The organism is Vibrio navarrensis (genome assembly GCF_015767675.1).
In the GTDB taxonomy this organism is placed as follows: Bacteria; Pseudomonadota; Gammaproteobacteria; order Enterobacterales; family Vibrionaceae; genus Vibrio.
This window is the reverse complement of sequence record NZ_CP065217.1, coordinates 3310960-3332788: the sequence shown is the minus strand read 5'-3', so window position 1 is coordinate 3332788 and position 21829 is coordinate 3310960. Positions and strand designations below refer to the sequence as shown.

Below are 21829 nucleotides of genomic sequence, written 5' to 3'. Positions count from 1 at the left end.
GTTCAATCAATCGTTTTTTCGTTGGCTGTACTTCAAGCCCCAGGCGGGACTGAGAGGCTGTCAGCGATGAGCTGGATCAGTTGATCTTCAACTTCAAAACGCATTTCCAGTATTTCACCCAAGCGAGAGAGATCTTTGTCAAATCGGTCTAGCGTATCTTCTTCGTCGACACTGGCGTATTGATCAGTAAAGTTGAGCAGTGGATCGGTGGTCAGCACGATGCGAGCATAAGTGTCATGGATCTCTTCTGTAATTTCAAAGCCGGTGGCACGCCACTTGTTCATCACCATATCGTAGACTTTAAAATGACCTTCAGAGATGTAATCCACCAGTTCTTGGCAGAAATGCTGCAGTTCGTCGGGAGTTGGGAGTTCGAGTACATTCGTTTTGCTGGTACAAGGCTGCAAAGCCGCAAGCTTGCAATACTCCACAATCAGCGATTGTCTGGTCTCTAACCAGTGATCAATCACTTCACTGGAGCCGCCCCATTGTTCTTGCGTTTGTTTGAATTTTTTTAGCATGACCATGCCCTCATGATCTGATCACCGAACCTGTGATTTTTTCCTTTGCCTAGTAAAGCCACAGTCTTCATAGCAATCTCGAAGATGCAACTTATTGTCCTTACTAGAATTTATATCCAGATGTCAATGTGATAACAAACTCTGGTATGAATTTAGATTGCCAGTAAAATGAACGAACTGCAAGCAGTGAGGATCGAGAATGTTATCTGACATCGACAATAAACAGAACCGGGTATGCTACTGGTGTGTAGTATCGGGCAGCGAAGTTTGGCTAGTAGATGGGGCTCTACCTTTTGGCTTAGCCAGCCAGTTTGCGCTCGACAGTGATAAGGCAATAAAAGTAGGGACGTATCAAGGGCATGACGTCATGTGGCTCAATGAAGCAGAGCTCGAACTGAGTTTGCCGATGATCTCATTGCGTGAATGCCTTCACTTCGATGAAGCCTTGTTTCTGCTGATGAGTAAAGCCATGCAATACGGCCACATGACGCAAAGTCTCCGCTTTTGTCCGCAGTGTGGCGGGCGTACCCATCTCAATCACAATCAGTTAGCGATGCAATGTGCCGATTGTCGTACTTTGCACTATCCACGCATTTTTCCCTGCATTATTGTCGCGGTGCGCAAGCAACAGGAGATTCTGCTGGCACAACATCCAAGACATCGTAATGGTATGTACACTGTGATTGCTGGTTTCCTTGAAGTGGGTGAAACCTTAGAGCAGTGTGTGGCACGAGAAGTGAAAGAAGAGACCGGGATTGATGTGACTAATATCCGTTACTTTGGTAGCCAGCCCTGGGCATTTCCTTCAAGTATGATGATGGCTTTTCTCGCTGATTATGCTGGTGGTGAGATAAAGCCGGACTACTCCGAGCTCAGTGATGCCCAGTGGTTTGGACTAGACACTATGCCTGAAGTCGCGCCTGTTGGCACGATTGCCAGAGCCTTAATCGAACAAACACTGCTCGATATAGCCGCTGACATCTGATGGCCGAAAACTCCAATCGGTGTGAAGGGTATTACGCCAACGTTAGCTTGGTTTTTTTCTGCGAGTATGCCGATGCGGTGCAAAAATCGCCTAATCAAAGACGATCAAGTGGCGGCCTATTTGCCATTTCTGGCAAGGATGTAAGAATTTAATTTATTGAAATTAAATAAAAAAAACCCTCCGAGAGGGAGGGGGTAAGTAAGATGTCGTTATGAGATGCCAAGCACTGAGTGCTCGGTTTATAATTGTAGTTTTCGCTAGCGAACAAATTTTTAACACTGTTACTGGTTGGGTGCAAACTAAGCATTGATTTAAACGTTAATAACTTGATCTAGGACGCAAAGCATGCCGCTTTTTCTCTCAAATCAGTGATAGAATGTCGCCCTTATAAGAAAGCCTAACAACTGGAAAGACGGAATGACTGAATTAAAAAATGACCGCTATCTACGTGCTTTGCTCAAGCAGCCAGTGGATTGCACCCCAGTATGGATGATGCGTCAGGCTGGTCGCTATTTACCTGAGTATCGCGCGACTCGTGCTCAAGCTGGCGATTTTATGTCTTTATGCCGCAACGCTGAGTTGGCCTCAGAAGTGACACTCCAGCCGCTGCGCCGTTTTCCTCTTGATGCGGCCATTCTTTTCTCGGACATTTTGACCATTCCAGATGCCATGGGGCTGGGTTTACGTTTCTCGGCGGGCGAAGGCCCGGTATTCGATAAACCGATCACCTGCAAAGCGGACGTGGATAAGATAGGTCTGCCTGATCCAGAAGGTGAACTGCAATATGTCATGAACGCCGTGCGTCAAATCCGCAAAGATCTGCAAGGCGAAGTGCCGTTGATCGGTTTCTCAGGCAGCCCGTGGACACTGGCAACCTACATGGTTGAAGGGGGCAGCTCGAAAGCCTTCACTAAGATCAAAAAGATGATGTACGCCGAGCCGCAAACGCTGCACCTGCTGCTCGATAAACTCGCCGATAGCGTTATCGAATACCTCAATGCACAGATCAAAGCTGGCGCTCAATCGGTGATGGTGTTTGACACTTGGGGTGGTGTGTTGACTCCGCGTGACTACAACCTGTTCTCGCTGCAGTACATGCATAAAATCGTTGATGGGCTGATACGTGAAAATGACGGTCGCCGAGTGCCGGTCACCCTGTTTACTAAGAACGGCGGCATGTGGTTGGAGCAAATAGCCGCAACAGGTTGTGACGCTGTGGGTCTTGACTGGACCATCAACATTGCCGATGCCAAAGCGCGCGTGGGGGATAAAGTGGCCTTGCAAGGTAACATGGACCCATCCATGTTGTATGCGCCACATGATCGTATCCGTGAAGAAGTGGCGACCATTCTTGAAGGATTTGGCCAAGGTGGAACTGGGCATGTATTTAACTTAGGGCACGGCATTCATCTCGATGTGCCGCCAGAAAACGCAGGCGTGTTTGTTGACGCCGTGCATGAGCTCTCCAAGCCTTACCATCAATAACGTGATGATGTGAAAAAACCAGCCTCGGCTGGTTTTTTTATGCTCAGTGATTGGGCTTGCAAGGGTTTTGGGTTTGCCATGAGCCTAAAGCTCTTTAACCAGACGTTTGTATCACAGCAGCTGGTGTACGCGTTGGCGGATATAGGCCACGGTTTGCTCTTCAAACCAAGGGTTATTGCGCAGCCACAAGGTGTTTCTTGGTGACGGATGCGGTAGCGGCAGATAGGTGGGCAGCCAGTCTTGCCAGCGTTGAACCGTTTCTGTCAGCGTTTTGGGTTTGTCCGCTAAATAGTAGTTTTGCGCGTACTGGCCAATCAGTAGCGTCAGTTCAATATTGGGTAAGTGCTTGAGCAGCGCCTCATGCCATAGAGGCGCGCATTCTTTCCGTGGCGGAAGATCGCCCGATAGCCCGCGACCGGGATAGCAAAACCCCATTGGTATAATGGCCACCTGTTTGGGATCATAAAAAGTGGTTTTGTCGAGGTCGAGCCACTCTCTTAAACGATTGCCGCTGGCATCGTTCCAAGGTATGGAGGTTTGATGCACTTTGGTCCCGGGCGCCTGTCCGATGATCAAAATCTTCGCCTCTGAGTGAGCTTGTACGACCGGGTTCGCGCCCAAAGACAGCTCATTTGCACAAATCTGACAGGCTCGGATCTGCCTTAATAAAGTATCGAGAGCCAAAACTTAATAGCCCTTGGCGAAGCTGACTTGGTAGTTGAGTGGGTAGCCTTCAATCCAGCGTTGGTAATTCTCGGAAAAAATCTCTACCACTTGCTCTGCAAAACTCAAGGCTGCAATGTGTGGTGTGATGGTGATTTGTTTTAACCCCCAAAATGGATGATCGCTTGGCAGCGGTTCTTGCTCAAACACATCCAAAAAGGCGTGCTCAATCCAACGGTTCTTGAGTGCCAGCAGCAGTGCCGCATTATCCAATACATCACCACGGCCAACGTTAAACAGCAAGACTTGGCGGCAGTGGCTCAAACTGGCTTGGTTGAGTAACTGTTTTGTCTGCTCGGTGCTAGGCAGCGTGTTGACGACCATGTCTGCTTGCGTTAATGCTGCGGCCAATTCATTGATGTGATAGGTCTGATGAAAATGGCTGCCCGTCGGTGGAATGCCGGTGCGGTTTATGCCCATGGTGTGCAGCCTCATCGCAGAGCAGACGTGTGCAAGATGGTTACCAATGCTGCCTGTGCCCAAAATGACCACCCGTTTGCCTTGCAAAGAGGTGTAGAGGTGCGGTTGCCACTGGCGTTGCTGCTGCTGTTGCGCGTAGAGCGGCAAGTGGCGCCAGTGAGCAATGCTATAACCCAGCACATATTCCGCGATCAGCGGACCAAAAATGCCACGCACATTGGTAAGCGTGTAGTCACGACGCAGGCCGGATGGCATCAGTGCGTTGACCCCAGCATAGGTGGATTGCAGCCATTGTAATTTGGGGAACTGATCGAGCTTATCGGCGACTTTCGGCGGGGCGGCTAACACGATATCCGCCTCGGCAGGGTCTTGGGTGATCGTCAGTTCAGGGAGGGAGTGGCTCAAGAGCAGGTCGTGATAGCTCTGGTTCTCTTCAGTGAGGATGAAAATCTTGTGCTCTGAATGATGCATAACTTTTTTCCCGTTGGCGAATCAAGTACACTTCCGCTGTCTTTTTCCGCAATGATTGAGTGACTATGCTACAAAATCCACTTCAGGTTCGTTTAGAAAAACTGGAACCTTGGCAACAAATCACCTTTATGGTGTGTTTGTGTGAACGAATGTACCCCAACTACGCCATGTTTTGTGACAACACTGGTTTTGCTGAGCCCCGCAACTATCGCAACATTTTAGATAGTGTATGGGAAATTCTCACGGTGAAAAATGCCAAAGTGAATTTTGAGCGTCAACTTGAGAAGTTGGAAGAGTTGTTCCCTAGCGCTGAAGAGTTTGATCTTTATGTTGTTTATCCGGCGATGGATGCGTGTCAGGCATTATCCACTTTGTTGCATGGTTTGTTGGATCGCGACTATCTGTTCGATTCGATGATCAAAATTAGCCAGCAGTCGGTGCAAACCGTGGCGGATTTAGAGCAAGCGCAAGGCAGTGAGCCGATCACCAATGACAATCAGAAAGCCAATGAAGCAGTTTGTGCCGAGTGGGATGTGCAGTGGGCGATTTTCCGTCCGTTGCGTGAAGCACAAGAGCGCGATATCGATCTGATCAAAGATTTACGCCAAGAGCTCAGAGACGAGCCTGTGAGCAACATCGGCATCGAACTGTAAGCGGAAAAGTAAAAAAGGCTCCATCGGAGCCTTTTTGCTGTCTGCTTAACGCGATTTGATTTTTTCGAGGTTGATCTCTTCGTCTTCATCATCGCGGCTTTCAATCATGCCGTGTTTGGTTTTCCAGCGCTCCCAGCGCTGATACGCCAACTGCTGCATGTCGCTGCTTTTGTCCGCTTCGTCGATGATCTCCTCACCAAGTAAGTACTCGAAAATATCTTCCAGTGTCACTAGGCCTTGCACCGTACCGTATTCATCCACCACGATGGCCAGTTGCAGACGTTTTGCCATCATTTGGTCAAACACTTTCGGCAGTGGCATATTGTTGAGAATCACGTGAATGGGTCGCATCACCGCGCCCAACTGCTTCTCACCATGCCCTGCTTGTTGCAGTTTAAACAGCTCCAAACGGTGCACAAAACCGATGATGTTGTCTTTCTGCTCGCTGTATACCAGCGGGCGAGAGAAGGGGGTCTCTCTATGTTCGGCAAGAAACTCATTAATCGTGGTGGTCGCTTCGACACGAAATACCACCGGGCGAGGTGTCATCACCTGCGTCACGGCCACGTTCTGAATGCCTAGTAAGTTACTGAGGATCTTCGACTCACCTTCCGCAAACTCGCCACTTTCACGCGCGAGGATCGCCATAGCCGACAGCTCATCACGCATTTTTGGCATCTCGTGATTGCGCGCCAACCTTTTAGTGATCTGTTCAGAGAACCACACAAATGGCGTGAGTGCCCACACCATCCAGCGCAGTGTGGCCGCCGCGCTCGGGGCGAGCTGTCGCCAGTAAGTCGCACCGATAGTTTTGGGCACGATTTCCGACAGCACCAAAATACCCAACGTCAGCACGCCGGAAAACACGCCAAGCCACTCACTGCCAAACACCACGGCGGCCTGTGCGCCTGCGGTTGCCGCGCCGATGGTATGCGCGATGGTATTGAGGGTGAGGATCGAGGCCAGCGGACGGTCGATATCCGCTTTAAGCTTAGCCAATTGCTCTGCAGCAGGGTGCGCCTGCTGTTTCAACTGTGCGATATAGCTCGGGCTGATACTCAGTAACACCGCCTCCAATACCGAACAGATAAAGGAAATACCGATAGCGATAGAGATGTAGATAGTAAGCAGTAGCATGATTGCCCTTGATAGAAAAACAGAGTGTTGTGACACGAGGGAGAGTATACGTCAAGATCCCTATTCACCCCTTATAAATAGGTGCTTCCCAGAGGAAAACCAAGGGAATTCTGCTATCAATCCGTAACAATTTGTGAGTTATTACTCAGAATGTGGCTAAAAGTAATTCACTAGAGCGAAAGAAACGCGACAAACCTTTGCCAGATGGGGCCTTTATGCTTTAGAGTGAGACCAATTCGATAACCTATGAGAAGGGAAACCTAATGAACAAGACCCAATTAATCGACTTTATCGCAGAGAAAGCAGATCTATCTAAAGCACAAGCAAAAGCTGCTCTTGAAGCTACTCTGGAAGGCGTAGAAGGCGCTCTGAAAGAGGGTGACCAGGTTCAACTAATTGGTTTTGGTACATTCAAAGTGAACCACCGTGCTGCGCGCACTGGCCGTAACCCAAAAACGGGTGCTGAGATCCAAATCGCAGCAGCAAACGTGCCAGCGTTCGTTGCAGGCAAAGCACTGAAAGAATCAGTAAACTAATTCAGTGAGGCGCCGAGGAACCCTCTTCGGTGCCATTCTTTAACATAAGATGAAAAAATTACTCCTTACTTGTGCCGCTTGCGTTCTGCTGGCTGGCTGTTCTTCTTCCTCCCGAACTACCCTTGAGCAGTTTACCGAATTCACCGGTGGACAGATGATGGGCGACGCGACCAGTTTTTATTGGGTGACCGAAAAACTTTCCGGGCCACAAAAAGCGTCCGATTTTGTCTTAGTGGGTGAATATGGCTGGTATCAAAGTGAGTATCGCTGGGATGAAGGTATGCTCAGAGAGTTGATTCGACAAGGTGAACAGCGGGATAGCAAGCTGGGCTTGGTGCCTTATCGAATCCACGTTCGTTTCAACGTTGATGGCGAAGCGGTGTACCAACAATTTCGCCTCAACAGCAAGGTGCTGCCGATTCAAGCGGATCAACTGCAACGTTATCAGTCGGAAGCCGATGTGCTGGTGAAAAAAAGCAAGCAGCAGTCGCGTGATGGTTTGGAATTGATCCAAGGTTACTGGGATGGCGAAACCTTTGAAACCTGTACGGGTGAAGAGTTTTCTACGCTTGAGTTTAACCAAACGTTGCCTGGGTTTGTGATTAGCCGTTTGGCGAGCGTCGATAGCTATGTTGCCTTCCTCGGGAAAAAATCGTCCAAGCGTTTGGAAGTCGACACGTTACTGTTGTTAGATGAAGACGACCGAGATTGTGTCACCCGCCCCGTGCTGATTGAAGACGAACAAAAATAAAAAAAGGCGCTGATTCAGCGCCTTTTGTCTATTTGTCTAGCTCATCGGTTACTGCTGTTCGCGAGCAATCGCACGATAACCGATATCGTTGCGATGGAACATGCCATCCCAGCTGATCTGTTTGGCCAGTGCATAAGCGCGTTGCTGCGCTTCAAAGACACTGTGACCTAAGGCAGTGGCACACAATACGCGGCCACCATTGGTCACCACATGGCCCTCTTTGTCGGTGGTGCCGGCGTGGAACACTTTCTGCCCTTCGACTTCGTCTGTCGGTAGGCCTGAAATGACATCGCCTTTGGCATAATCGCCCGGGTAACCGCCCGCAGCGAGGACGATACCGATAGAAGCGCGCGGGTCCCATTTTGATTCAACTTGGTCGAGTTTCTGCTCGATCGCGGCCAGACAAAGTTCAACCAGATCCGATTGCATGCGCATCATGATTGGCTGCGTTTCTGGATCACCAAAACGGCAGTTGTACTCGATCACCTTGGGTGTGCCATCTTTGTCGATCATCAAACCCGCATAGAGGAAGCCGGTGTATGGGTTGCCTTCCGCGGCCATACCACGCACGGTTGGATAGATCACTTCCTGCATAACCCGGTCATGAATCTCTGGTGTGACCACTGGCGCTGGCGAGTACGCGCCCATACCGCCAGTGTTTGGACCTGTGTCTTGATCGCCGACGCGTTTGTGGTCTTGGCTGGTGGCCATTGGCAGGACGTTTTCGCCATCCACCATGACGATAAAGCTGGCTTCTTCGCCATCAAGGAACTCTTCGATCACCACGCGGCTGCCCGCTTCACCAAAAGCGTTGCCTGCCAGCATGTCTTGAATCGCGTCTTCGGCTTCTTGCAGGCTCATGGCGACAATCACCCCTTTGCCTGCGGCAAGGCCATCGGCTTTCACGACGATTGGTGCGCCTTGTTCACGGACGTAAGCCAGCGCGGGTTCGATTTCCGTAAAGTTGGCGTAGGCAGCGGTAGGGATTTGATGGCGTGCCAAGAAATCCTTGGTAAAGGCTTTTGAACCTTCAAGCTGCGCCGCGGCTTGCGTTGGGCCAAAAATAGGCAGACTTGCTTCACGAAACGCATCAACCACCCCCAGTACCAGTGGTACTTCAGGACCCACGATGGTGAGTTCAATCGCTTTCTCTTGAGCAAACGCGACTAAGCCTTCGATGTCTTCGACAGCGATATTGACGTTTTCTAACTTAGGCTCCAGTGCTGTTCCCGCATTTCCCGGTGCAACAAACACCGTGGTGACATTGGGATTTTGTGCCACTTTCCAGCCCAGCGCATGTTCACGACCACCTGAGCCAATAATCAATACATTCATCTCATCATCCTCAAATCTTGCGAAAAGAGGTGCCTTGGTGGGCACCTCTGATAGAAATTAGTGGCGGAAGTGGCGCATACCCGTGAAGATCATCGCCATGCCGTGTTCGTCAGCGGCAGCAATCACTTCCTCATCACGCATCGAACCACCAGGCTGAATCACACACTTGATGCCAGCTTCGGCCGCGGCATCAATGCCATCGCGGAAGGGGAAGAAAGCGTCTGATGCCATGACGCTGCCAGCCACTTCAAGGCCTTCGTCTGCCGCTTTGATACCGGCAATTTTCGCTGAATACACGCGGCTCATTTGGCCAGCGCCCACACCGATGGTCATGTCACCTTTGGCGTAGACAATCGCGTTTGATTTTACGTACTTGGCGACTTTCCAGCAGAACAGGGCATCTTTCAGCTCTTCTTCTGTGGGTTGGCGTTTTGACACCACTTTAACGTCATCTAGGCTGACCATGCCTTGGTCACGGTCTTGTACCAGCAGGCCGCCGTTAACGCGTTTCACATCAAAGCCCGTGGTCTTGCTTGACCATTCGCCGCACTCAAGCAGACGAACGTTTTTCTTCGCAGCCACCACTTCGATTGCTTGTGCAGAAACGGAAGGAGCAATGATCACTTCAACGAATTGGCGCTCAACGATAGCGCTCGCCGTTTCTGCATCGAGCTCTTGGTTGAAGGCGATGATGCCGCCGAATGCGGAGGTTGGGTCAGTTTGGTAAGCGCGGTTGTACGCTTCAAGGATGTCTTTACCGAGTGCGACGCCGCATGGGTTAGCGTGTTTGACGATCACACAAGCAGGCTCGCTAAACTCTTTCACACACTCAAGGGCCGCGTCGGTGTCGGCGATGTTGTTGTAAGACAGTGCTTTGCCCTGGATTTGGCGAGCCGTCGCCACAGACGCTTCTTCTGGGTTGGCTTCCACGTAAAACGCCGCTGCTTGGTGGCTGTTTTCGCCGTAGCGCATGTCTTGTTTCTTGATGAACTGTTGGTTGAAGGTGCGAGGGAATTTGCTCTCTTCATCGCCTTCCTTGTTCTCTCCGTAAGAAGCAACCATAGTGCCGAAGTAGTTGGCGATCATGCCATCGTAAGCGGCTGTGTGCTCAAAGGCTGCAATCGCGAGGTCGAAGCGGGTTTCGAGCGTCAGAGAGTTGTCGTTGGCGTCCATCTCGGCAATCACGCGATCGTAATCGTGCGCGTTGACCACGATGGTCACATCTTTGTGGTTTTTCGCCGCCGAACGAACCATGGTTGGTCCGCCAATGTCGATATTCTCTACTGCGTCAGCCAGTGTACAGCCTTCTTTCGCGACCGTTTGTGCAAAGGGGTAGAGGTTAACCACGACGATGTCGATTGGCTTGATGCCGTGTTTCGCCATGACGTCATCGTCTTGACCGCGGCGACCAAGGACACCACCGTGAACTTTTGGGTGAAGGGTTTTAACACGACCATCCATCATCTCTGGAAAACCGGTGTAGTCAGAGACTTCGGTGACAGCGATGCCTTTTTCTGCCAGTAAGCGAGCGGTGCCACCGGTCGACAGAATATCAACACCACGTTGTGCCAGTGCTTGTGCAAACTCAACAATACCGGTTTTGTCTGATACGCTAATCAGAGCGCGGCGAATAGGACGAGCGTTGTTCATGCTTCCATTTCCTCAAATTCACGGAGTTAAACTAAAGATATTTGCCAAAAATGAACTTGTTCTTATCGCCAGAGCGAAAAACTCTGCAGATAAAAGATTGGCCAGTTTTGGTAAAGACCTTTGCTGCTGTTTTCATCGAGAAAACAGTCTCCCTCATTTGGTGGCGCGTATTCTAACCAATTTATTACAAAAAAGCTCGCGCAATCGTTTGGCATCTCAAAAATAATTGCAAAAAGCGCCTGCTTAGACGACAAAAGTAACGAGTGAGTTAATAAGGAGAGTTATGTTTCAAATCGGTGAGTTGGCAAAACGGTGCGGCGTGAGTACGGATACGCTGCGTTTTTATGAAAAAAACCAACTGATTTTGCCTGCTGGACGCAGTGAGTCTGGCTATCGTCTCTACAGCGAAGAGAACCAAAAACAGGTCGGTTTTATTCTCAAAGCGAAAGCGCTGGGCTTGAGTTTGGAAGAGATCAAAGAGTTGTTGGAGATCAAGCTCGAAGCGACAGAACACAGCTGCGCTGAGGTGAAAGCGATCACTTCTGCCAAGTTGGCGCTGATCGATGAGAAAATCGCCCAGTTAAGCCAAATTCGTCAGGCGTTGAAGAAAATCAACGATGCCTGTTGTGGTCATACGGATGACGATGCCAGCCACTGCTCGATTTTGGCTGCGTTGGAGTAAGCCGCTCATCAAGGAGCGGCTTTATCTGCTTTTTAGGCACGAAAAGCAGCGACGCTTTGTTGTAGCCGATGGCCACTCGCCATTAACTGCTCGCTGGCCGCGGCAACTTGGTTGGCTTGTGCGGCCGCTTGGTCACTATGCTCGGCGATTTGGCTAAGACTGTCGCTGATTTGGTTGGTGGTGTGGGATTGTTCTACGCTCGATTGAGCGATGTGTCGATTAAGCTCTAGGATGGTGGCGATCTGCTGATCAATTTCATGCAGTGCGGTTTGCGCTTGGCTTGCTTGCAACTGCGTTTCTTGTGATTGGCGCTGCGTCTGTTCCATCGATTTACACACCTCACTGGCCCTTTGCTGCAAATTGGCGATGATCTGCTGGATTTCATCCGTGCTGTGGCTGGTGCGCGTAGCCAAGGTGCGCACTTCGTCGGCAACCACGGCGAAGCCGCGTCCCTGGTCGCCTGCTCGAGCCGCCTCAATGGCCGCGTTGAGCGCGAGCAGATTGGTTTGCTCTGCCACGCCGCGAATCACTTCCAGTACAGCGCCAACTTTTTGCGTTTCATTGGCTAAATCTTGCACGTTTTGCTCAGTTTGTGTCACCGTTGACGATAAGGCGTTCATATAGTCAGATGCTTTGCTAATCACATTACTGCCTTCTTTACCCTTTTGGCTGGCATTTTGCGCGGCCAGCGCCGCTTCTTGCGCCGACTCGGCAACGCCAGTGTTACTGGCCTGCAACTGCTTCATCGCATCAGCGACCGAATCCACAGAGCGCTGCTGCATGGTCGCTTTCTGCAGCGCGTGCTGAGCAACTTGAGTCAGTTCGCTGGCAGAACCCGTCACGTCTTGAGTCACCGGAGTAATGTTGTGTACGATTTGGCGGATCTTGCCAGTAAATTCATTAAACTCTTGGGCTATTTGCGTGAGTTCATCACGTCCTTCAACGGGTAACTGCTTGGTGAGGTCGCCGTCGCCTTTGGCTATCTCGGCCAGCGCCTCTTTGGTCGCGCGGCAAGGCGCGGTGATGCTATTGCCAATCAGCCCCGAGAGCAGCAGCATCAGGGCAAAAGCGATTGCCAGTTTAAACAGCGATGATTGCGCCCGCTGCCAGATGAGCGCCTGCACATCGTCAATGTATACCCCTGTGCCAATAATCCAGCCCCACGGTTTAAACTCACTGACATAAGAGAGCTTTTCCACATCCACCTCAGAGCCCGGCTTTGGCCACATGTAGTAGACAAAGCCTGCACCGGATTGTTTGACCACTGATACCATCTCAACAAATAGCGCCTTGCCCGTCGGGTCCTTGAAGGTGCTGAGATCTTGGCCATCTAATTGAGGCTTGATTGGATGCATCACCATGGCTGGTTTTTCGTTATTAATCCAAAAATAATCAGATTTCTCATAACGCAACGCACTGATGGCTTGTTTGGCTTGGGTCTGCGCTTCGCTGCGAGAAAGTACACCTGCGCTTTCCAACTGCTGAAAATGGGCCAGCACGCTGGTGGCAGATTCGACCAGATGACGGGTCTTGACCTGTTTAGCTTCGAGTAAATCGCCTTGATAGTCATAAAGCAACGCTCCAAAAGGGATTAAAAGTAGCGTTGAAATAACCAAAGTCAGCAAGTAAAGCCGCTGCTTGATGTTTAATATACGCAAGCCGAAACTGACCATAGCGATCACTCCTTGATGGTGGATATTTTTATAATTTGATTTTTATTCACTTTAGAATGTAACAAAGTGATAACGGCTTCGTATATGCGACTAAAGGAGAGATTTGACCCAAGTGAGAAATTACTGCGCAACGGTATGAGTTGTTGCAGATAAATGTGCTTTGACGCGAGGAAAAAAGACGAAGGCGAACGTTCACGGGGTTAATAGGAGAGCTGGCTGCGCAACCAGTGCTGATAATCCAACTCAAAGTTTGGCTCGGCATCAAGAAGAAATTGCAGCATCTCATTGCCTTCGAGAATATCGCAAGGGTCTTGCATTTCTTGCTGCATAATTTTTGAAAGTAATCGTTGCCCGTGCTCATCGGCGAAGAAAAAGTAAATCAGCAGCCAACTGCTACCATATAAGCGCGAATTTTCCCGCTGCGCGTCGCGATACCAGTAGGTCTCCTGATTGAATAGCTCAGGCAAGCCAAGCGGCGTGAAACGCAGTCTGTTTTTACCGTCAATCCACTTTTTTGACTCGGCGTTGATTTGACCGGATTCTGTTTGCCAAAAGCCGGCGAAGAATTCAGCTAAACCTTCATCCAGCCAACCGGGCAAATAGCCCAGCGTGCGGTGATTGACAGCATGGACGATTTCGTGGATTGAGGTATTGATGGCCTGTTGCGCATTGCGGTAATAGAACACTATCTTGCCATCGTACAAGCTATAACTGCCTAAGGCCTCATGGCTTCGATCTTGGCTTTGTGCAAACTGTTGATAAGATTGAAGGTCGCTAAATAAGTAGAGGTCGACTTCAACGGCCTTTAGAGACGCTTTACCTAAAAGTAATTGGTAGTAATGCTGAATTGATCTCAGGCGCGGTTTGAGCTGATGAACGAAATCCTCTGGCAATTCGTCGGCGTGAAGGTTGAGATAAAACATGCCGTAATGCAGCGTTTGCTCGCTCTTTTGGAAACTTGCCTGAGTCGGCTTAGTGCAATCTATCCTATTTTTACGACGTGGAGTGGCTTTTGTCTCTGTTTGAGATGCCAGCTCGGAAGATCGCCGGGAAGTGGAGACGGGATCGGAAGAGGTTGGGTCAGTCTCTTGAAAGTAAGAGTCGCCATGAGTTGGGGCAAAGAAAATGTACAGTAAAATCGCGAGCACAACCGATAACATTACATTTCTCACCCACATCTCTCGACTCCCTGCTTGATTCACTCCAGAACTTCGCTATCGAGTGATAAATTGGCTTGGGAATCAATGTACAAAGTGTTCAATCATTAAGCAATGGTTACTGTAAAGCGATTTCAAAATGGAAAGAGTGGGATTTTGAGACGTTGCTTTGGACAGTGCCAAAAGAGCACAGTAAAACAGATGAAAAAATTATCCGTCCCATTCCTGATGATCTGGTACCTTGGTTGCTTCAACTAAAAGCAGACAGTGACTAAAGAAGCGTGGACATTGCATGATATTCGTCGAACGCGCGCGACGCGCCTTAATGAGCTTGGCGTTGCGCCTTATGTTGTCGAGCAACTTTTAGGGCACAGCTTGGGGGGGGCGTAATGGCGATTTATAACCGTAGCCAGTACTTACCTGAAAAAAGGGAAGCGCTCACAATGTGGCTCGAACATTTAGACATTATGACGAACAAAACAAATAATGTGACGTTGATGATTTCCAGTAAAAGAACCGCGTGAGTTTGATGAGCGACCAACCACCTTACACCATTACCAATCAGATTCTTTCGCTGGTGGCGCAAATCAGCGAATGCTTGGGGCGTTTATCTGTTAATCCTTCTTTATCTATGAAAATCAGCAAGCCTATTATGATGCGATTAATCGCAGTACGCTGAAAGCCGATTCAGAGCCGTTCATTTCCTTTATGTTGCAGATGATCTTGAACGCTTTGCAAGAAACAGAAGCGACCACCCCTCAAGATGCCCCCCAAGTTACCCCTCAAGTTAAACAACTGCTAGAAGTGGAAATGCTCAGAGAAGAAATTCAAGCGATGTTGGGGCTGAAAGATAGAAAATCCTTTCGTGATCGCTACCTAAAGCCTGCACTTGAGGCTGGCTTAATCGAAATGACCCTCCCAGATAAACCCACCAGCAAGGTGCAGCGTTATAGGAAGAGGAGCGTTTGAGGTTAATGGCTACCAGTCATATTGGTAGCCATTTTCTTTGTCCGGCAAAAGAGCGTTGCTCTATTAGCTGAAAGGGTCTGTTAGTTCGGTGGAAAATTGTAGACCGGTTAAACCATTTACTTCACATAGAGACTTAAAGATGTCGTTGCAATAAAGGTTGCTCGCTCCTTCTAACTGAGACTTAAAAATCACTTTGTCTTTAATGTCGTCATCATCGAATACAAGCACTTCTAATCCATCGGGGCTACCATATGAGATTTTTTCTACGCATTTTTGGCGGTCTTCTTTCCCAAAAGTTAACGCTGTGAAGAGGTCCACTTCTACCATCTTCAGAAAGTAAATCGTCGGCATCCATGTTGCCGCGCAAAGTGTTAGCGATGTTCCAAAGCTGCTTTTTTAGCTCTTGTTGATGTAGTTCGACCATAGTACTTCATAACCTAATAAATATGCGCGCGATTGTAGCAAACAAGCGCAAACACACAGATCGAAATGTAAACTTAGTCGTAGCTTTGGTGACGAACTTCGATTTTTAGCGAGGAGCTAGGCATGATGTCAAACTGGGCTGCAAAAAGAGTGAGAGGGATGCAATGTTGATGCTACTACAGGGTTATTGGCTTGGGGCTGCGCTGGTGGCGTGCGGCTTGCTGTGGGTGATGGTCAGGCACTTGGATAAGCATGATTGGCAGTGGGACAAAGGCGACATCTGGTTTCATTTTGTGTTTATGGTTTTGATCTGGCCTTTAATGCTTTTGGGTTGGGTGAAACAGGGCAGGCCTCATTGGGCTGATTGGCTGAGGCCAAAGGCTAATCGTGCCGATTATTATCGAGAAATCGAACGTGCCTATCGGGAACTGAAAACTTGTGGCGCTTATGTTAGCTATAAGCCAGTACCTGAGGGGAGCGCGAATGAGAGCTATGGTGAGTTCATTTTTCCCAGCGCTTTGCTTGAGAAGCAGTTGATTGAGCGGCTGCGTCAATCGCCTCACCTACAAGGCAATGATGAGGGGAAAATATTGGCTTGGGTGCAAAGGCGTGATGAGTCGCTGCAAGAGCCTGTCGATGTGCCGCCAATGTGGTCGAGGTTTTCTTACTTGGCGGATGATTTAATTGCAAACAATATTGGCCTTGTATGCTGCTCTGTCTGTCATCAAGAAATGGAAACGGGTCAGCTACAAGAAAAATCGGTCAACCTTTGTGGGCATGTAGAGAGGCAGTATCTCTGCCCCAATGGTCATGTTCAGCTCGCGTTTGAATCGATGAGGCTGATTTACTAGAGTCGCTAATTTTGCGTTTTTCAGCATTTTTGCTTGAACAACATTGAGGTTTGTTAACACCGACTCCAAACGTTAGTTCTTTAAAATCCTGTCAGTGAGATTTGGGTGATGAAGGGGAAGCTAGGCAAATGCTCGGGGTACATGTGGGGGTACATATAACAAAAAAGTCGCTCTCTACAAAAGAAAAGCGACTTTAAATTCAAATGGTTAACTAATGGGTATTAGTTCATGCCGTATTTTTTCAATTTCTTGCGAAGAGTACCGCGGTTGATGCCCATCATGGTTGCTGCGCGCGTTTGGTTGCCGCGAGTGTACTGCATAATGGTATCTAGTAATGGCTGTTCAACTTCAGCGAGAACTAGTTCGTATAGTTCAGTCACTTCCTGACCGTTTAATTGAGCCAAGTAGTTTTTAAGAGACGCTTTAACAGAATCACGTAGTGGCTTTTGCGTGATTTGATCTTGTGATGTTACGGTAGTTACGGTTAAAGCTTCTGAAGTCAGATTTTGTTCGAACATATTCGGTCTAGCTCTTCTCTTAATTATGATGCAACGTCATAGCCTTCATATTTGTAGCTGCAGCGTCGTTGACGGCGCTAACTCACCCTAATCAAATAGCGGATCTATGTTCATAGGGCTGAGTTATCTTGTCGCCTAGCTGCCACTCCAACTATTTAGGCTAAATCAAAGTAACCTTCTAACGCCTCAAGCTGCAGATCGGTAGCGTCGATGGCGTTGAAGGTACGGCGAAACTCACTCGCTTGTTCATGCTCTTTTAGGTACCAACCTACGTGCTTACGCGCGATACGCGGACCTAAATACTCGCCATAAAAATCATGCAGAGCGTTCACATGACCAAGCAGGATGCTTTTTACTTCCGCAATAGGAAGCTCTGGCATCGTGGTGCCGTTTTCCAAATAGTGTTGGATTTCCTGGAAAATCCACGGTCGACCCTGGGCAGGGCGGCCGATCATGAGAGCGTCAGCGCCGGTGTACTCCAGCACATGCTTTGCCTTCTCCGGACTATCGATATCACCGTTAGCGATAACCGGAATTGAGATGGCTTGCTTGACGGCTCTAATGCTGTCGTATTCGGCCTCACCTTTGTACATACAGGCTTTGGTTCTGCCATGCAGAGCAAGCGCTTGTATGCCGCAGTCTTCGGCTAATTTAGCGATTTGAATACAGTTTTTATTTTCTGTATCCCAGCCAGTGCGGGTTTTTAAAGTGACTGGCACTTTTACTGCGTTCACTACCGTTTTCAATATCTGTTCGATAATGTCTGGGTAGTTTAGCAGGGCAGAACCCGCGAGCTTTTTATTCACTTTTTTTGCTGGGCATCCCATGTTGATGTCGATGATTTGAGCACCGTTTTCAACGCTGAATTGCGCAGCATCTGCCATGAGCTGTGGATCACTTCCAGCAATCTGTACTGAGCGAATGCCCGATTCGCCTTCATGCACCATGCGATTTTGTGATTTAGCGGTTTTCCACAAAGCGGGGTTGGAGGACATCATTTCACTGACGGCCATTCCCGCTCCGTATCGCAAACACAACTCGCGAAAGGGTCTGTCGGTGACACCCGCCATGGGGGCGACGATCAGATTGTTCTTAAGTTGGTGGTTTCCGATTTTCAAAACGTCTTCACAGCTTCATACCAGCAAGGGCGCGCATTTTACGCATTTTTTTTCTGCGTGAAAAGACTAATATTTGAGCATTGAGTAATTGTTTTTGTAATTTGTATAAAATTCAAACAATTATCCCTGAAAGTCTTATCTAGCCTAGCTTGCGACCCGAGATGCGACACCATTCGCTCTGCTCAACAATCGGATCAATGTGAAACGCGTCACGATAGTGATTCGCCACATCTTCTGCTTGTGTGTCCAAAACGCCGGACATCGCCAACAGTCCATTTGGCTTGACCAGCCCTGTGATGATCGACGAAAGTTCACGCAGCGGCGCGGCTAAAATGTTGGCCACCACCACATCGGCCAGCAGACCTTCTGGTTGATCTTGTGGCAGATAAACCTCAAGTTGTTCTGCCACGCCATTGCGCTGAGCGTTATCTTTTGAGGCGAGTAGTGCTTGAGGATCAATGTCGATGCCGATGACTTTTTCTGCGCCGAGTTTGATCGCGGCGATCGCGAGGATGCCTGAACCACAGCCAAAGTCGATTACTGTCTTGCCGCTTAGATCGAGGCTTTCTAGCCACTGCAGGCACAACGCGGTGGTTGGGTGAGTCCCCGTACCAAAGGCGAGGCCCGGATCGAGCATCACGTTGACTGCGCTTGGATCAGGAATGTCGCGCCAGCTTGGGCAGATCCACAGACGCTCACCAAACTTCATGGGGTGGAAGTTGTCCATCCACTCGCGTTCCCAATCTTTGTCTTCAAGCTGCTCCACTTTGTAGGCAAAGCCGTCGACCAGCATCTTGCTGGCTCTAATCTGCGACATGATGAGCTGAGTGTCCGCTTCGGCATCGTACAGCGCTAGGACGTCTGTATCACCCCATAGGCGAGTTTCACCGGGCAGAGGCTCGAATACCGGCGTATCGTGAGCATCCAAGAAGGTTACGGACAGCGCGCCAGTTTCTTCCATAAGCATGTCGCCGATTTGCTCAGCGTTTTCATTGGTCGCATTGAGTTTGATTTGAATCCAAGGCATGAGTGGGTACTCTCGATGTATAAATTTGGCGCAGAGTTTAGCAGACTTTGCGATGAAACGAAAAATGCCCACCGAGGTGGGCATCATCATTCGAGTGCTGACTTAGTGCTGAAGTCCGAGCTTCTTCTCAAGGTAGTGGATGTTTGCCCCACCATGTTGGAAGTTTTCGTCGTTCATGATGCTCACTTGCAGCGAAATATTGGTCTTGATGCCTTCAATGATCATTTCACCGAGAGCATTGCGCATGCGTGCAATCGCTACATCGCGGTTCTCACCGTAAGTGATGAGTTTGCCGATCATCGAGTCGTAGTGCGGTGGCACTGTGTAACCCGTGTAGATGTGCGATTCCCAACGAACGCCCATGCCGCCTGGCGAGTGGAAACGCTCGATCTTGCCTGGTGACGGCAGGAAGCGCTCAGGATCTTCGGCGTTGATACGACACTCAATCGCATGGCCACGGATCTTGATGTCGTTCTGTGTGAACGACAGCGGTTGGCCAGCGGCAACACGTAGCTGCTCTTTGATGAGATCAACACCGGTGACCATTTCTGTCACTGGGTGTTCTACCTGAATACGAGTGTTCATTTCGATGAAGTAGAACTCGCCGTTTTCGTACAGGAACTCGAAAGTACCTGCGCCACGATAGCCGATTTCGAGACACGCACGGGTACAACGTTCACCGATGTACTTACGCATTTCTTCTGTGATGCCCGGCGCTGGTGCTTCTTCCACCACTTTTTGGTGACGACGCTGCATAGAGCAATCACGTTCACCGAGGTGAATCGCGCCGCCTTGACCATCGGCAATCACTTGCACTTCAACGTGGCGTGGGTTTTCTAGGAATTTCTCCATGTAAACTATGTCGTTGTTGAAGGCGGCTTTGGCTTCAGCACGTGTCATTGCGATCGCTTGAACCAGATCTGCTTCTTTGCGAACTACACGCATACCACGACCGCCGCCACCACCAGAGGCTTTGATAATCACGGGATAACCGATGCGTTTGGCGTGTGCTTTGTTTTTCACTTCGTCGTTGTCGAGTGGGCCGTCAGAGCCGGGTACACAAGGAACGCCCGCTTTTTTCATCGCGGTGATCGCCGAGACTTTGTCACCCATGATGCGGATAGTCTCCGCTTTCGGACCAACAAAAATAAAGCCGCTGCGTTCTACTTGTTCAGCAAAATCGGCGTTTTCTGACAGGAAACCGTAACCCGGATGGATGGCAACCGCGCCAGTCACTTCCGCCGCGGAAATAATACGCGGAATGTTCAGGTAGCTGTCGATGCCTTTCGCAGGGCCGATACAGACGGTTTCGTCAGCCAGTAGCACGTGTTTGAGATCGCGATCGGCGGTGGAGTGCACGGCAACGGTTTTGATGCCGAGCTCTTTACATGCGCGAAGAATACGAAGGGCGATTTCACCTCGGTTCGCGATGACTACTTTATCTAACATAGCGAACTCCGCTTATTCGATAACAACGAGTGGCTGGTCGAATTCTACTGGCTGGCCATCTTCAACAAGGATAGCAGTAACGACACCAGATTTATCCGCTTCGATTTGGTTCATCATCTTCATCGCTTCAACGATGCATAGCGTGTCACCCGCTTTTACGCTTTGGCCCACTTCGATGAACGCTTTAGAATCTGGACTTGGTGAACGGTAGAAGGTGCCTACCATTGGAGAAAGCACTTTGTGGCCTGCGCTTACCGCGGGTGCTGCAGCTGGCGTCGCTTCAGCAACGGGTGCTGCGGCCACTGGCGCAGCTGCGTAGTGGATAGGTGCAGGCGCAGCCATCATTTGACCATGACGGCTGATGCGTACTGATTCTTCACCTTCAGAGATCTCTAGCTCAGAAATGCCAGATTCTTCAACCAGTTCGATCAGTTTTTTGATTTTACGAATATCCATCTTATCTTTCTCTTTTATCTTGTGAGTAAGACAGCCGCCAAGGGCTGCAGAGTGTTTGGGTTACTTTGCCCGCAGCTTAGCAATGGCTGCCGACAGAGCAAATTCATAACCTTGTGCGCCTAAACCGCAGATCACGCCAACCGCTTTGTCCGACAAATAGGAGTGATGACGGAAGGGCTCACGTGCATGCACGTTAGACAGGTGCACTTCAATATAAGGAATCGCGACGCCGAGTAGGGCGTCTCTTAGTGCGACACTGGTATGGGTCAATGCGGCCGGATTAATGATGATGAAGTCCACCTTGCCGTGTGCGGCGTGAATGGCTTCGATCAGTTCGTACTCACGATTCGATTGCAGATGTTCAAGCTCAATATCGGCTTGTTTTGCCAATGTCATCAAGTTTTCGACGATCTGCGATAGTGTCTGCGCACCGTAGTGGGCAGGCTCGCGTAAACCAAGTAGGTTAAGATTTGGGCCGTTTAAGACCAGAATTCGTAACTTTGCTGACATGTTGGCGCTATCTTTCTTTATCGTGAGTGAAACCCGCATATTCCCAAAAACAGGAGAAATCGGCACGGTTTTTCTGTCAAATCTGTGCCAATTTTTCAAGATTGCCCAAGATTATAGCTAATTCATAGCAATTAGCAGCAAATTACTGGTCTAATCTCCCGAGTTGAGCTTGGATTTCTGTAACCGGGTTAACAAAAAATCGCCGCTGAAACGCGGTATGTCGTGTGGTTCGGCGCGGTTCTGTGCTAATGCCGATGAAGTGGCGGAAAAATAATCAATTGGCCGCGGGAGGTAACCGCCTAGATGAGCGCCGAGGGAGAAGGGCGCTC

Annotated in this window: 25 protein-coding genes and 1 pseudogene; 11 read left to right on the top strand and 15 right to left on the bottom strand. The window is 49.5% G+C overall.

Annotation, left to right across the window (positions count from 1 at the left end):
* Positions 1-32: 32 nt before the first annotated feature.
* Entirely contained in the window at positions 33-527 is a 495-nt protein-coding gene (locus tag I3X05_RS15790) for an Rsd/AlgQ family anti-sigma factor (protein ID WP_045569334.1), read from the bottom strand.
* A 193-nt stretch (positions 528-720) separates the two neighbouring features.
* Between I3X05_RS15790 and nudC the strand changes: the two genes are divergently transcribed.
* Together nudC and hemE are read left to right on the top strand one after the other, a co-directional pair.
* Complete coding sequence (nudC, locus tag I3X05_RS15785) at positions 721-1506, top strand: NAD(+) diphosphatase (protein ID WP_045569333.1); 786 nt, start codon at positions 721-723, stop codon at positions 1504-1506.
* A gap of 417 nt (positions 1507-1923) precedes the next feature.
* Positions 1924-2991 (top strand): uroporphyrinogen decarboxylase, encoded by a 1068-nt coding sequence (gene hemE / locus I3X05_RS15780; RefSeq protein WP_039431507.1) that lies wholly within the window; start codon positions 1924-1926, stop codon positions 2989-2991.
* A gap of 111 nt (positions 2992-3102) precedes the next feature.
* Here the strand turns inward: hemE and I3X05_RS15775 are convergent, their stop codons facing one another.
* Positions 3103-3675 carry a uracil-DNA glycosylase family protein gene (locus tag I3X05_RS15775; RefSeq protein ID WP_045569332.1) on the bottom strand — a complete coding sequence of 191 codons (573 nt, stop codon included), beginning with the start codon at positions 3673-3675 and terminating at the stop codon, positions 3103-3105.
* Positions 3676-3678: 3 nt separating this feature from the next.
* Positions 3679-4605: a D-2-hydroxyacid dehydrogenase gene (locus tag I3X05_RS15770; RefSeq protein ID WP_045569331.1), complete on the bottom strand. Its 927-nt coding sequence runs from the start codon at positions 4603-4605 to the stop codon at positions 3679-3681.
* A gap of 65 nt (positions 4606-4670) precedes the next feature.
* Here I3X05_RS15770 and I3X05_RS15765 point away from each other — a divergent pair, with 65 nt between their 5' ends.
* Positions 4671-5258 carry a YjaG family protein gene (locus I3X05_RS15765; RefSeq protein WP_045569330.1) on the top strand — a complete coding sequence of 196 codons (588 nt, stop codon included), beginning with the start codon at positions 4671-4673 and terminating at the stop codon, positions 5256-5258.
* A 45-nt stretch (positions 5259-5303) separates the two neighbouring features.
* Here the strand turns inward: I3X05_RS15765 and I3X05_RS15760 are convergent, their stop codons facing one another.
* Complete coding sequence (locus I3X05_RS15760) at positions 5304-6395, bottom strand: CNNM domain-containing protein (protein ID WP_045569329.1); 1092 nt, start codon at positions 6393-6395, stop codon at positions 5304-5306.
* A 263-nt stretch (positions 6396-6658) separates the two neighbouring features.
* On the opposite strand from I3X05_RS15760, the gene I3X05_RS15755 reads away from it, so the two are divergent.
* Both I3X05_RS15755 and I3X05_RS15750 read left to right on the top strand, forming a co-directional pair.
* A complete protein-coding gene (locus tag I3X05_RS15755; RefSeq protein WP_039431495.1) occupies positions 6659-6931 on the top strand; it encodes an HU family DNA-binding protein in 273 nt (90 codons plus the stop codon).
* 49 nt (positions 6932-6980) lie between these two features.
* Complete coding sequence (locus I3X05_RS15750) at positions 6981-7682, top strand: DUF1481 domain-containing protein (protein WP_045569327.1); 702 nt, start codon at positions 6981-6983, stop codon at positions 7680-7682.
* A gap of 48 nt (positions 7683-7730) precedes the next feature.
* Here I3X05_RS15750 and purD read toward each other — a convergent pair whose 3' ends face one another.
* Positions 7731-9017, bottom strand: a complete 1287-nt coding sequence (gene purD, locus I3X05_RS15745) for a phosphoribosylamine--glycine ligase (RefSeq protein ID WP_045569326.1) — start codon at positions 9015-9017, stop codon at positions 7731-7733.
* Between the two features lie 57 nt (positions 9018-9074).
* Positions 9075-10667: a bifunctional phosphoribosylaminoimidazolecarboxamide formyltransferase/IMP cyclohydrolase gene (gene purH / locus I3X05_RS15740; protein ID WP_193167254.1), complete on the bottom strand. Its 1593-nt coding sequence runs from the start codon at positions 10665-10667 to the stop codon at positions 9075-9077.
* Here purH and I3X05_RS15735 point away from each other — a divergent pair.
* Both I3X05_RS15735 and zntR read left to right on the top strand, forming a co-directional pair.
* Entirely contained in the window at positions 10666-10893 is a 228-nt protein-coding gene (locus I3X05_RS15735; protein WP_171816696.1) for a hypothetical protein, read from the top strand. The two genes, purH and I3X05_RS15735, sit on opposite strands and share 2 nt — an antisense overlap.
* A 57-nt stretch (positions 10894-10950) precedes the next feature.
* Positions 10951-11349: a Zn(2+)-responsive transcriptional regulator gene (gene zntR / locus I3X05_RS15730; RefSeq protein ID WP_045569324.1), complete on the top strand. Its 399-nt coding sequence runs from the start codon at positions 10951-10953 to the stop codon at positions 11347-11349.
* A 32-nt stretch (positions 11350-11381) separates the two neighbouring features.
* Here the strand turns inward: zntR and I3X05_RS15725 are convergent, their stop codons facing one another.
* Together I3X05_RS15725 and I3X05_RS15720 are read right to left on the bottom strand one after the other, a co-directional pair.
* Positions 11382-13022: a methyl-accepting chemotaxis protein gene (locus I3X05_RS15725; protein ID WP_045569323.1), complete on the bottom strand. Its 1641-nt coding sequence runs from the start codon at positions 13020-13022 to the stop codon at positions 11382-11384.
* 200 nt (positions 13023-13222) lie between these two features.
* A complete protein-coding gene (locus I3X05_RS15720; protein WP_193167252.1) occupies positions 13223-14200 on the bottom strand; it encodes a hypothetical protein in 978 nt (325 codons plus the stop codon).
* A gap of 56 nt (positions 14201-14256) precedes the next feature.
* Here I3X05_RS15720 and I3X05_RS15715 point away from each other — a divergent pair, with 56 nt between their 5' ends.
* From I3X05_RS15715 to I3X05_RS15710, 3 genes and pseudogenes are all read left to right on the top strand, one after another.
* Positions 14257-14454 (top strand): hypothetical protein, encoded by a 198-nt coding sequence (locus tag I3X05_RS15715; RefSeq protein WP_226971234.1) that lies wholly within the window; start codon positions 14257-14259, stop codon positions 14452-14454.
* On the top strand, positions 14447-14569 hold the full coding sequence (locus I3X05_RS23825; RefSeq protein ID WP_413470302.1) for a hypothetical protein: 123 nt from the start codon (positions 14447-14449) through the stop codon (positions 14567-14569). The genes I3X05_RS15715 and I3X05_RS23825 overlap by 8 nt, the downstream gene beginning before the upstream one ends.
* A 234-nt stretch (positions 14570-14803) precedes the next feature.
* Positions 14804-15148: pseudogene (locus I3X05_RS15710) on the top strand (Fic family protein); the annotation flags it as partial.
* Between the two features lie 63 nt (positions 15149-15211).
* Here I3X05_RS15710 and I3X05_RS15705 read toward each other — a convergent pair.
* Positions 15212-15499, bottom strand: a complete 288-nt coding sequence (locus I3X05_RS15705) for a hypothetical protein (protein ID WP_226971232.1) — start codon at positions 15497-15499, stop codon at positions 15212-15214.
* Positions 15500-15735: 236 nt separating this feature from the next.
* Between I3X05_RS15705 and I3X05_RS15700 the strand changes: the two genes are divergently transcribed.
* Positions 15736-16422 (top strand): hypothetical protein, encoded by a 687-nt coding sequence (locus I3X05_RS15700; RefSeq protein ID WP_045569321.1) that lies wholly within the window; start codon positions 15736-15738, stop codon positions 16420-16422.
* Between the two features lie 221 nt (positions 16423-16643).
* Here I3X05_RS15700 and fis read toward each other — a convergent pair whose 3' ends face one another.
* The 6 genes from fis to aroQ all read right to left on the bottom strand — a co-directional run bounded on the left by fis (position 16644) and on the right by aroQ (position 21500).
* Positions 16644-16940, bottom strand: coding sequence for a DNA-binding transcriptional regulator Fis (gene fis / locus I3X05_RS15695; protein ID WP_000462885.1), 297 nt, complete (start codon positions 16938-16940; stop codon positions 16644-16646).
* A 155-nt stretch (positions 16941-17095) separates the two neighbouring features.
* Positions 17096-18058, bottom strand: coding sequence for a tRNA dihydrouridine synthase DusB (dusB, locus tag I3X05_RS15690; RefSeq protein WP_337970851.1), 963 nt, complete (start codon positions 18056-18058; stop codon positions 17096-17098).
* A 139-nt stretch (positions 18059-18197) separates the two neighbouring features.
* A complete protein-coding gene (prmA, locus tag I3X05_RS15685) occupies positions 18198-19085 on the bottom strand; it encodes a 50S ribosomal protein L11 methyltransferase (protein WP_045569343.1) in 888 nt (295 codons plus the stop codon).
* Positions 19086-19187: 102 nt separating this feature from the next.
* A complete protein-coding gene (gene accC, locus I3X05_RS15680) occupies positions 19188-20534 on the bottom strand; it encodes an acetyl-CoA carboxylase biotin carboxylase subunit (RefSeq protein ID WP_045569319.1) in 1347 nt (448 codons plus the stop codon).
* A 12-nt stretch (positions 20535-20546) separates the two neighbouring features.
* On the bottom strand, positions 20547-20990 hold the full coding sequence (gene accB, locus I3X05_RS15675) for an acetyl-CoA carboxylase biotin carboxyl carrier protein (protein WP_337970850.1): 444 nt from the start codon (positions 20988-20990) through the stop codon (positions 20547-20549).
* A 60-nt stretch (positions 20991-21050) separates the two neighbouring features.
* Positions 21051-21500 carry a type II 3-dehydroquinate dehydratase gene (gene aroQ, locus I3X05_RS15670; protein ID WP_045569317.1) on the bottom strand — a complete coding sequence of 150 codons (450 nt, stop codon included), beginning with the start codon at positions 21498-21500 and terminating at the stop codon, positions 21051-21053.
* Between the last annotated feature and the right edge of the window lie 329 nt (positions 21501-21829).

What these genes read in the sequence shown, in the direction of transcription:
- I3X05_RS15790 (WP_045569334.1), bottom strand. Translation starts at nt 527, where the DNA reads ATGGTCATGCTAAAAAAATTCAAACAAACGCAAGAACAATGGGGCGGC.
- nudC (WP_045569333.1), top strand. Translation starts at nt 721, where the DNA reads ATGTTATCTGACATCGACAATAAACAGAACCGGGTATGCTACTGGTGT.
- hemE (WP_039431507.1), top strand. Translation starts at nt 1,924, where the DNA reads ATGACTGAATTAAAAAATGACCGCTATCTACGTGCTTTGCTCAAGCAG.
- I3X05_RS15770 (WP_045569331.1), bottom strand. Translation starts at nt 4,605, where the DNA reads ATGCATCATTCAGAGCACAAGATTTTCATCCTCACTGAAGAGAACCAG.
- I3X05_RS15765 (WP_045569330.1), top strand. Translation starts at nt 4,671, where the DNA reads ATGCTACAAAATCCACTTCAGGTTCGTTTAGAAAAACTGGAACCTTGG.
- I3X05_RS15760 (WP_045569329.1), bottom strand. Translation starts at nt 6,395, where the DNA reads ATGCTACTGCTTACTATCTACATCTCTATCGCTATCGGTATTTCCTTT.
- I3X05_RS15755 (WP_039431495.1), top strand. Translation starts at nt 6,659, where the DNA reads ATGAACAAGACCCAATTAATCGACTTTATCGCAGAGAAAGCAGATCTA.
- I3X05_RS15750 (WP_045569327.1), top strand. Translation starts at nt 6,981, where the DNA reads ATGAAAAAATTACTCCTTACTTGTGCCGCTTGCGTTCTGCTGGCTGGC.
- purD (WP_045569326.1), bottom strand. Translation starts at nt 9,017, where the DNA reads ATGAATGTATTGATTATTGGCTCAGGTGGTCGTGAACATGCGCTGGGC.
- I3X05_RS15735 (WP_171816696.1), top strand. Translation starts at nt 10,666, where the DNA reads ATGCTTCCATTTCCTCAAATTCACGGAGTTAAACTAAAGATATTTGCC.
- purH (WP_193167254.1), bottom strand. Translation starts at nt 10,667, where the DNA reads ATGAACAACGCTCGTCCTATTCGCCGCGCTCTGATTAGCGTATCAGAC.
- zntR (WP_045569324.1), top strand. Translation starts at nt 10,951, where the DNA reads ATGTTTCAAATCGGTGAGTTGGCAAAACGGTGCGGCGTGAGTACGGAT.
- I3X05_RS15725 (WP_045569323.1), bottom strand. Translation starts at nt 13,022, where the DNA reads ATGGTCAGTTTCGGCTTGCGTATATTAAACATCAAGCAGCGGCTTTAC.
- I3X05_RS15720 (WP_193167252.1), bottom strand. Translation starts at nt 14,200, where the DNA reads ATGTGGGTGAGAAATGTAATGTTATCGGTTGTGCTCGCGATTTTACTG.
- I3X05_RS15705 (WP_226971232.1), bottom strand. Translation starts at nt 15,499, where the DNA reads ATGCCGACGATTTACTTTCTGAAGATGGTAGAAGTGGACCTCTTCACA.
- I3X05_RS15700 (WP_045569321.1), top strand. Translation starts at nt 15,736, where the DNA reads ATGTTGATGCTACTACAGGGTTATTGGCTTGGGGCTGCGCTGGTGGCG.
- fis (WP_000462885.1), bottom strand. Translation starts at nt 16,940, where the DNA reads ATGTTCGAACAAAATCTGACTTCAGAAGCTTTAACCGTAACTACCGTA.
- prmA (WP_045569343.1), bottom strand. Translation starts at nt 19,085, where the DNA reads ATGCCTTGGATTCAAATCAAACTCAATGCGACCAATGAAAACGCTGAG.
- accC (WP_045569319.1), bottom strand. Translation starts at nt 20,534, where the DNA reads ATGTTAGATAAAGTAGTCATCGCGAACCGAGGTGAAATCGCCCTTCGT.
- accB (WP_337970850.1), bottom strand. Translation starts at nt 20,990, where the DNA reads ATGGATATTCGTAAAATCAAAAAACTGATCGAACTGGTTGAAGAATCT.
- aroQ (WP_045569317.1), bottom strand. Translation starts at nt 21,500, where the DNA reads ATGTCAGCAAAGTTACGAATTCTGGTCTTAAACGGCCCAAATCTTAAC.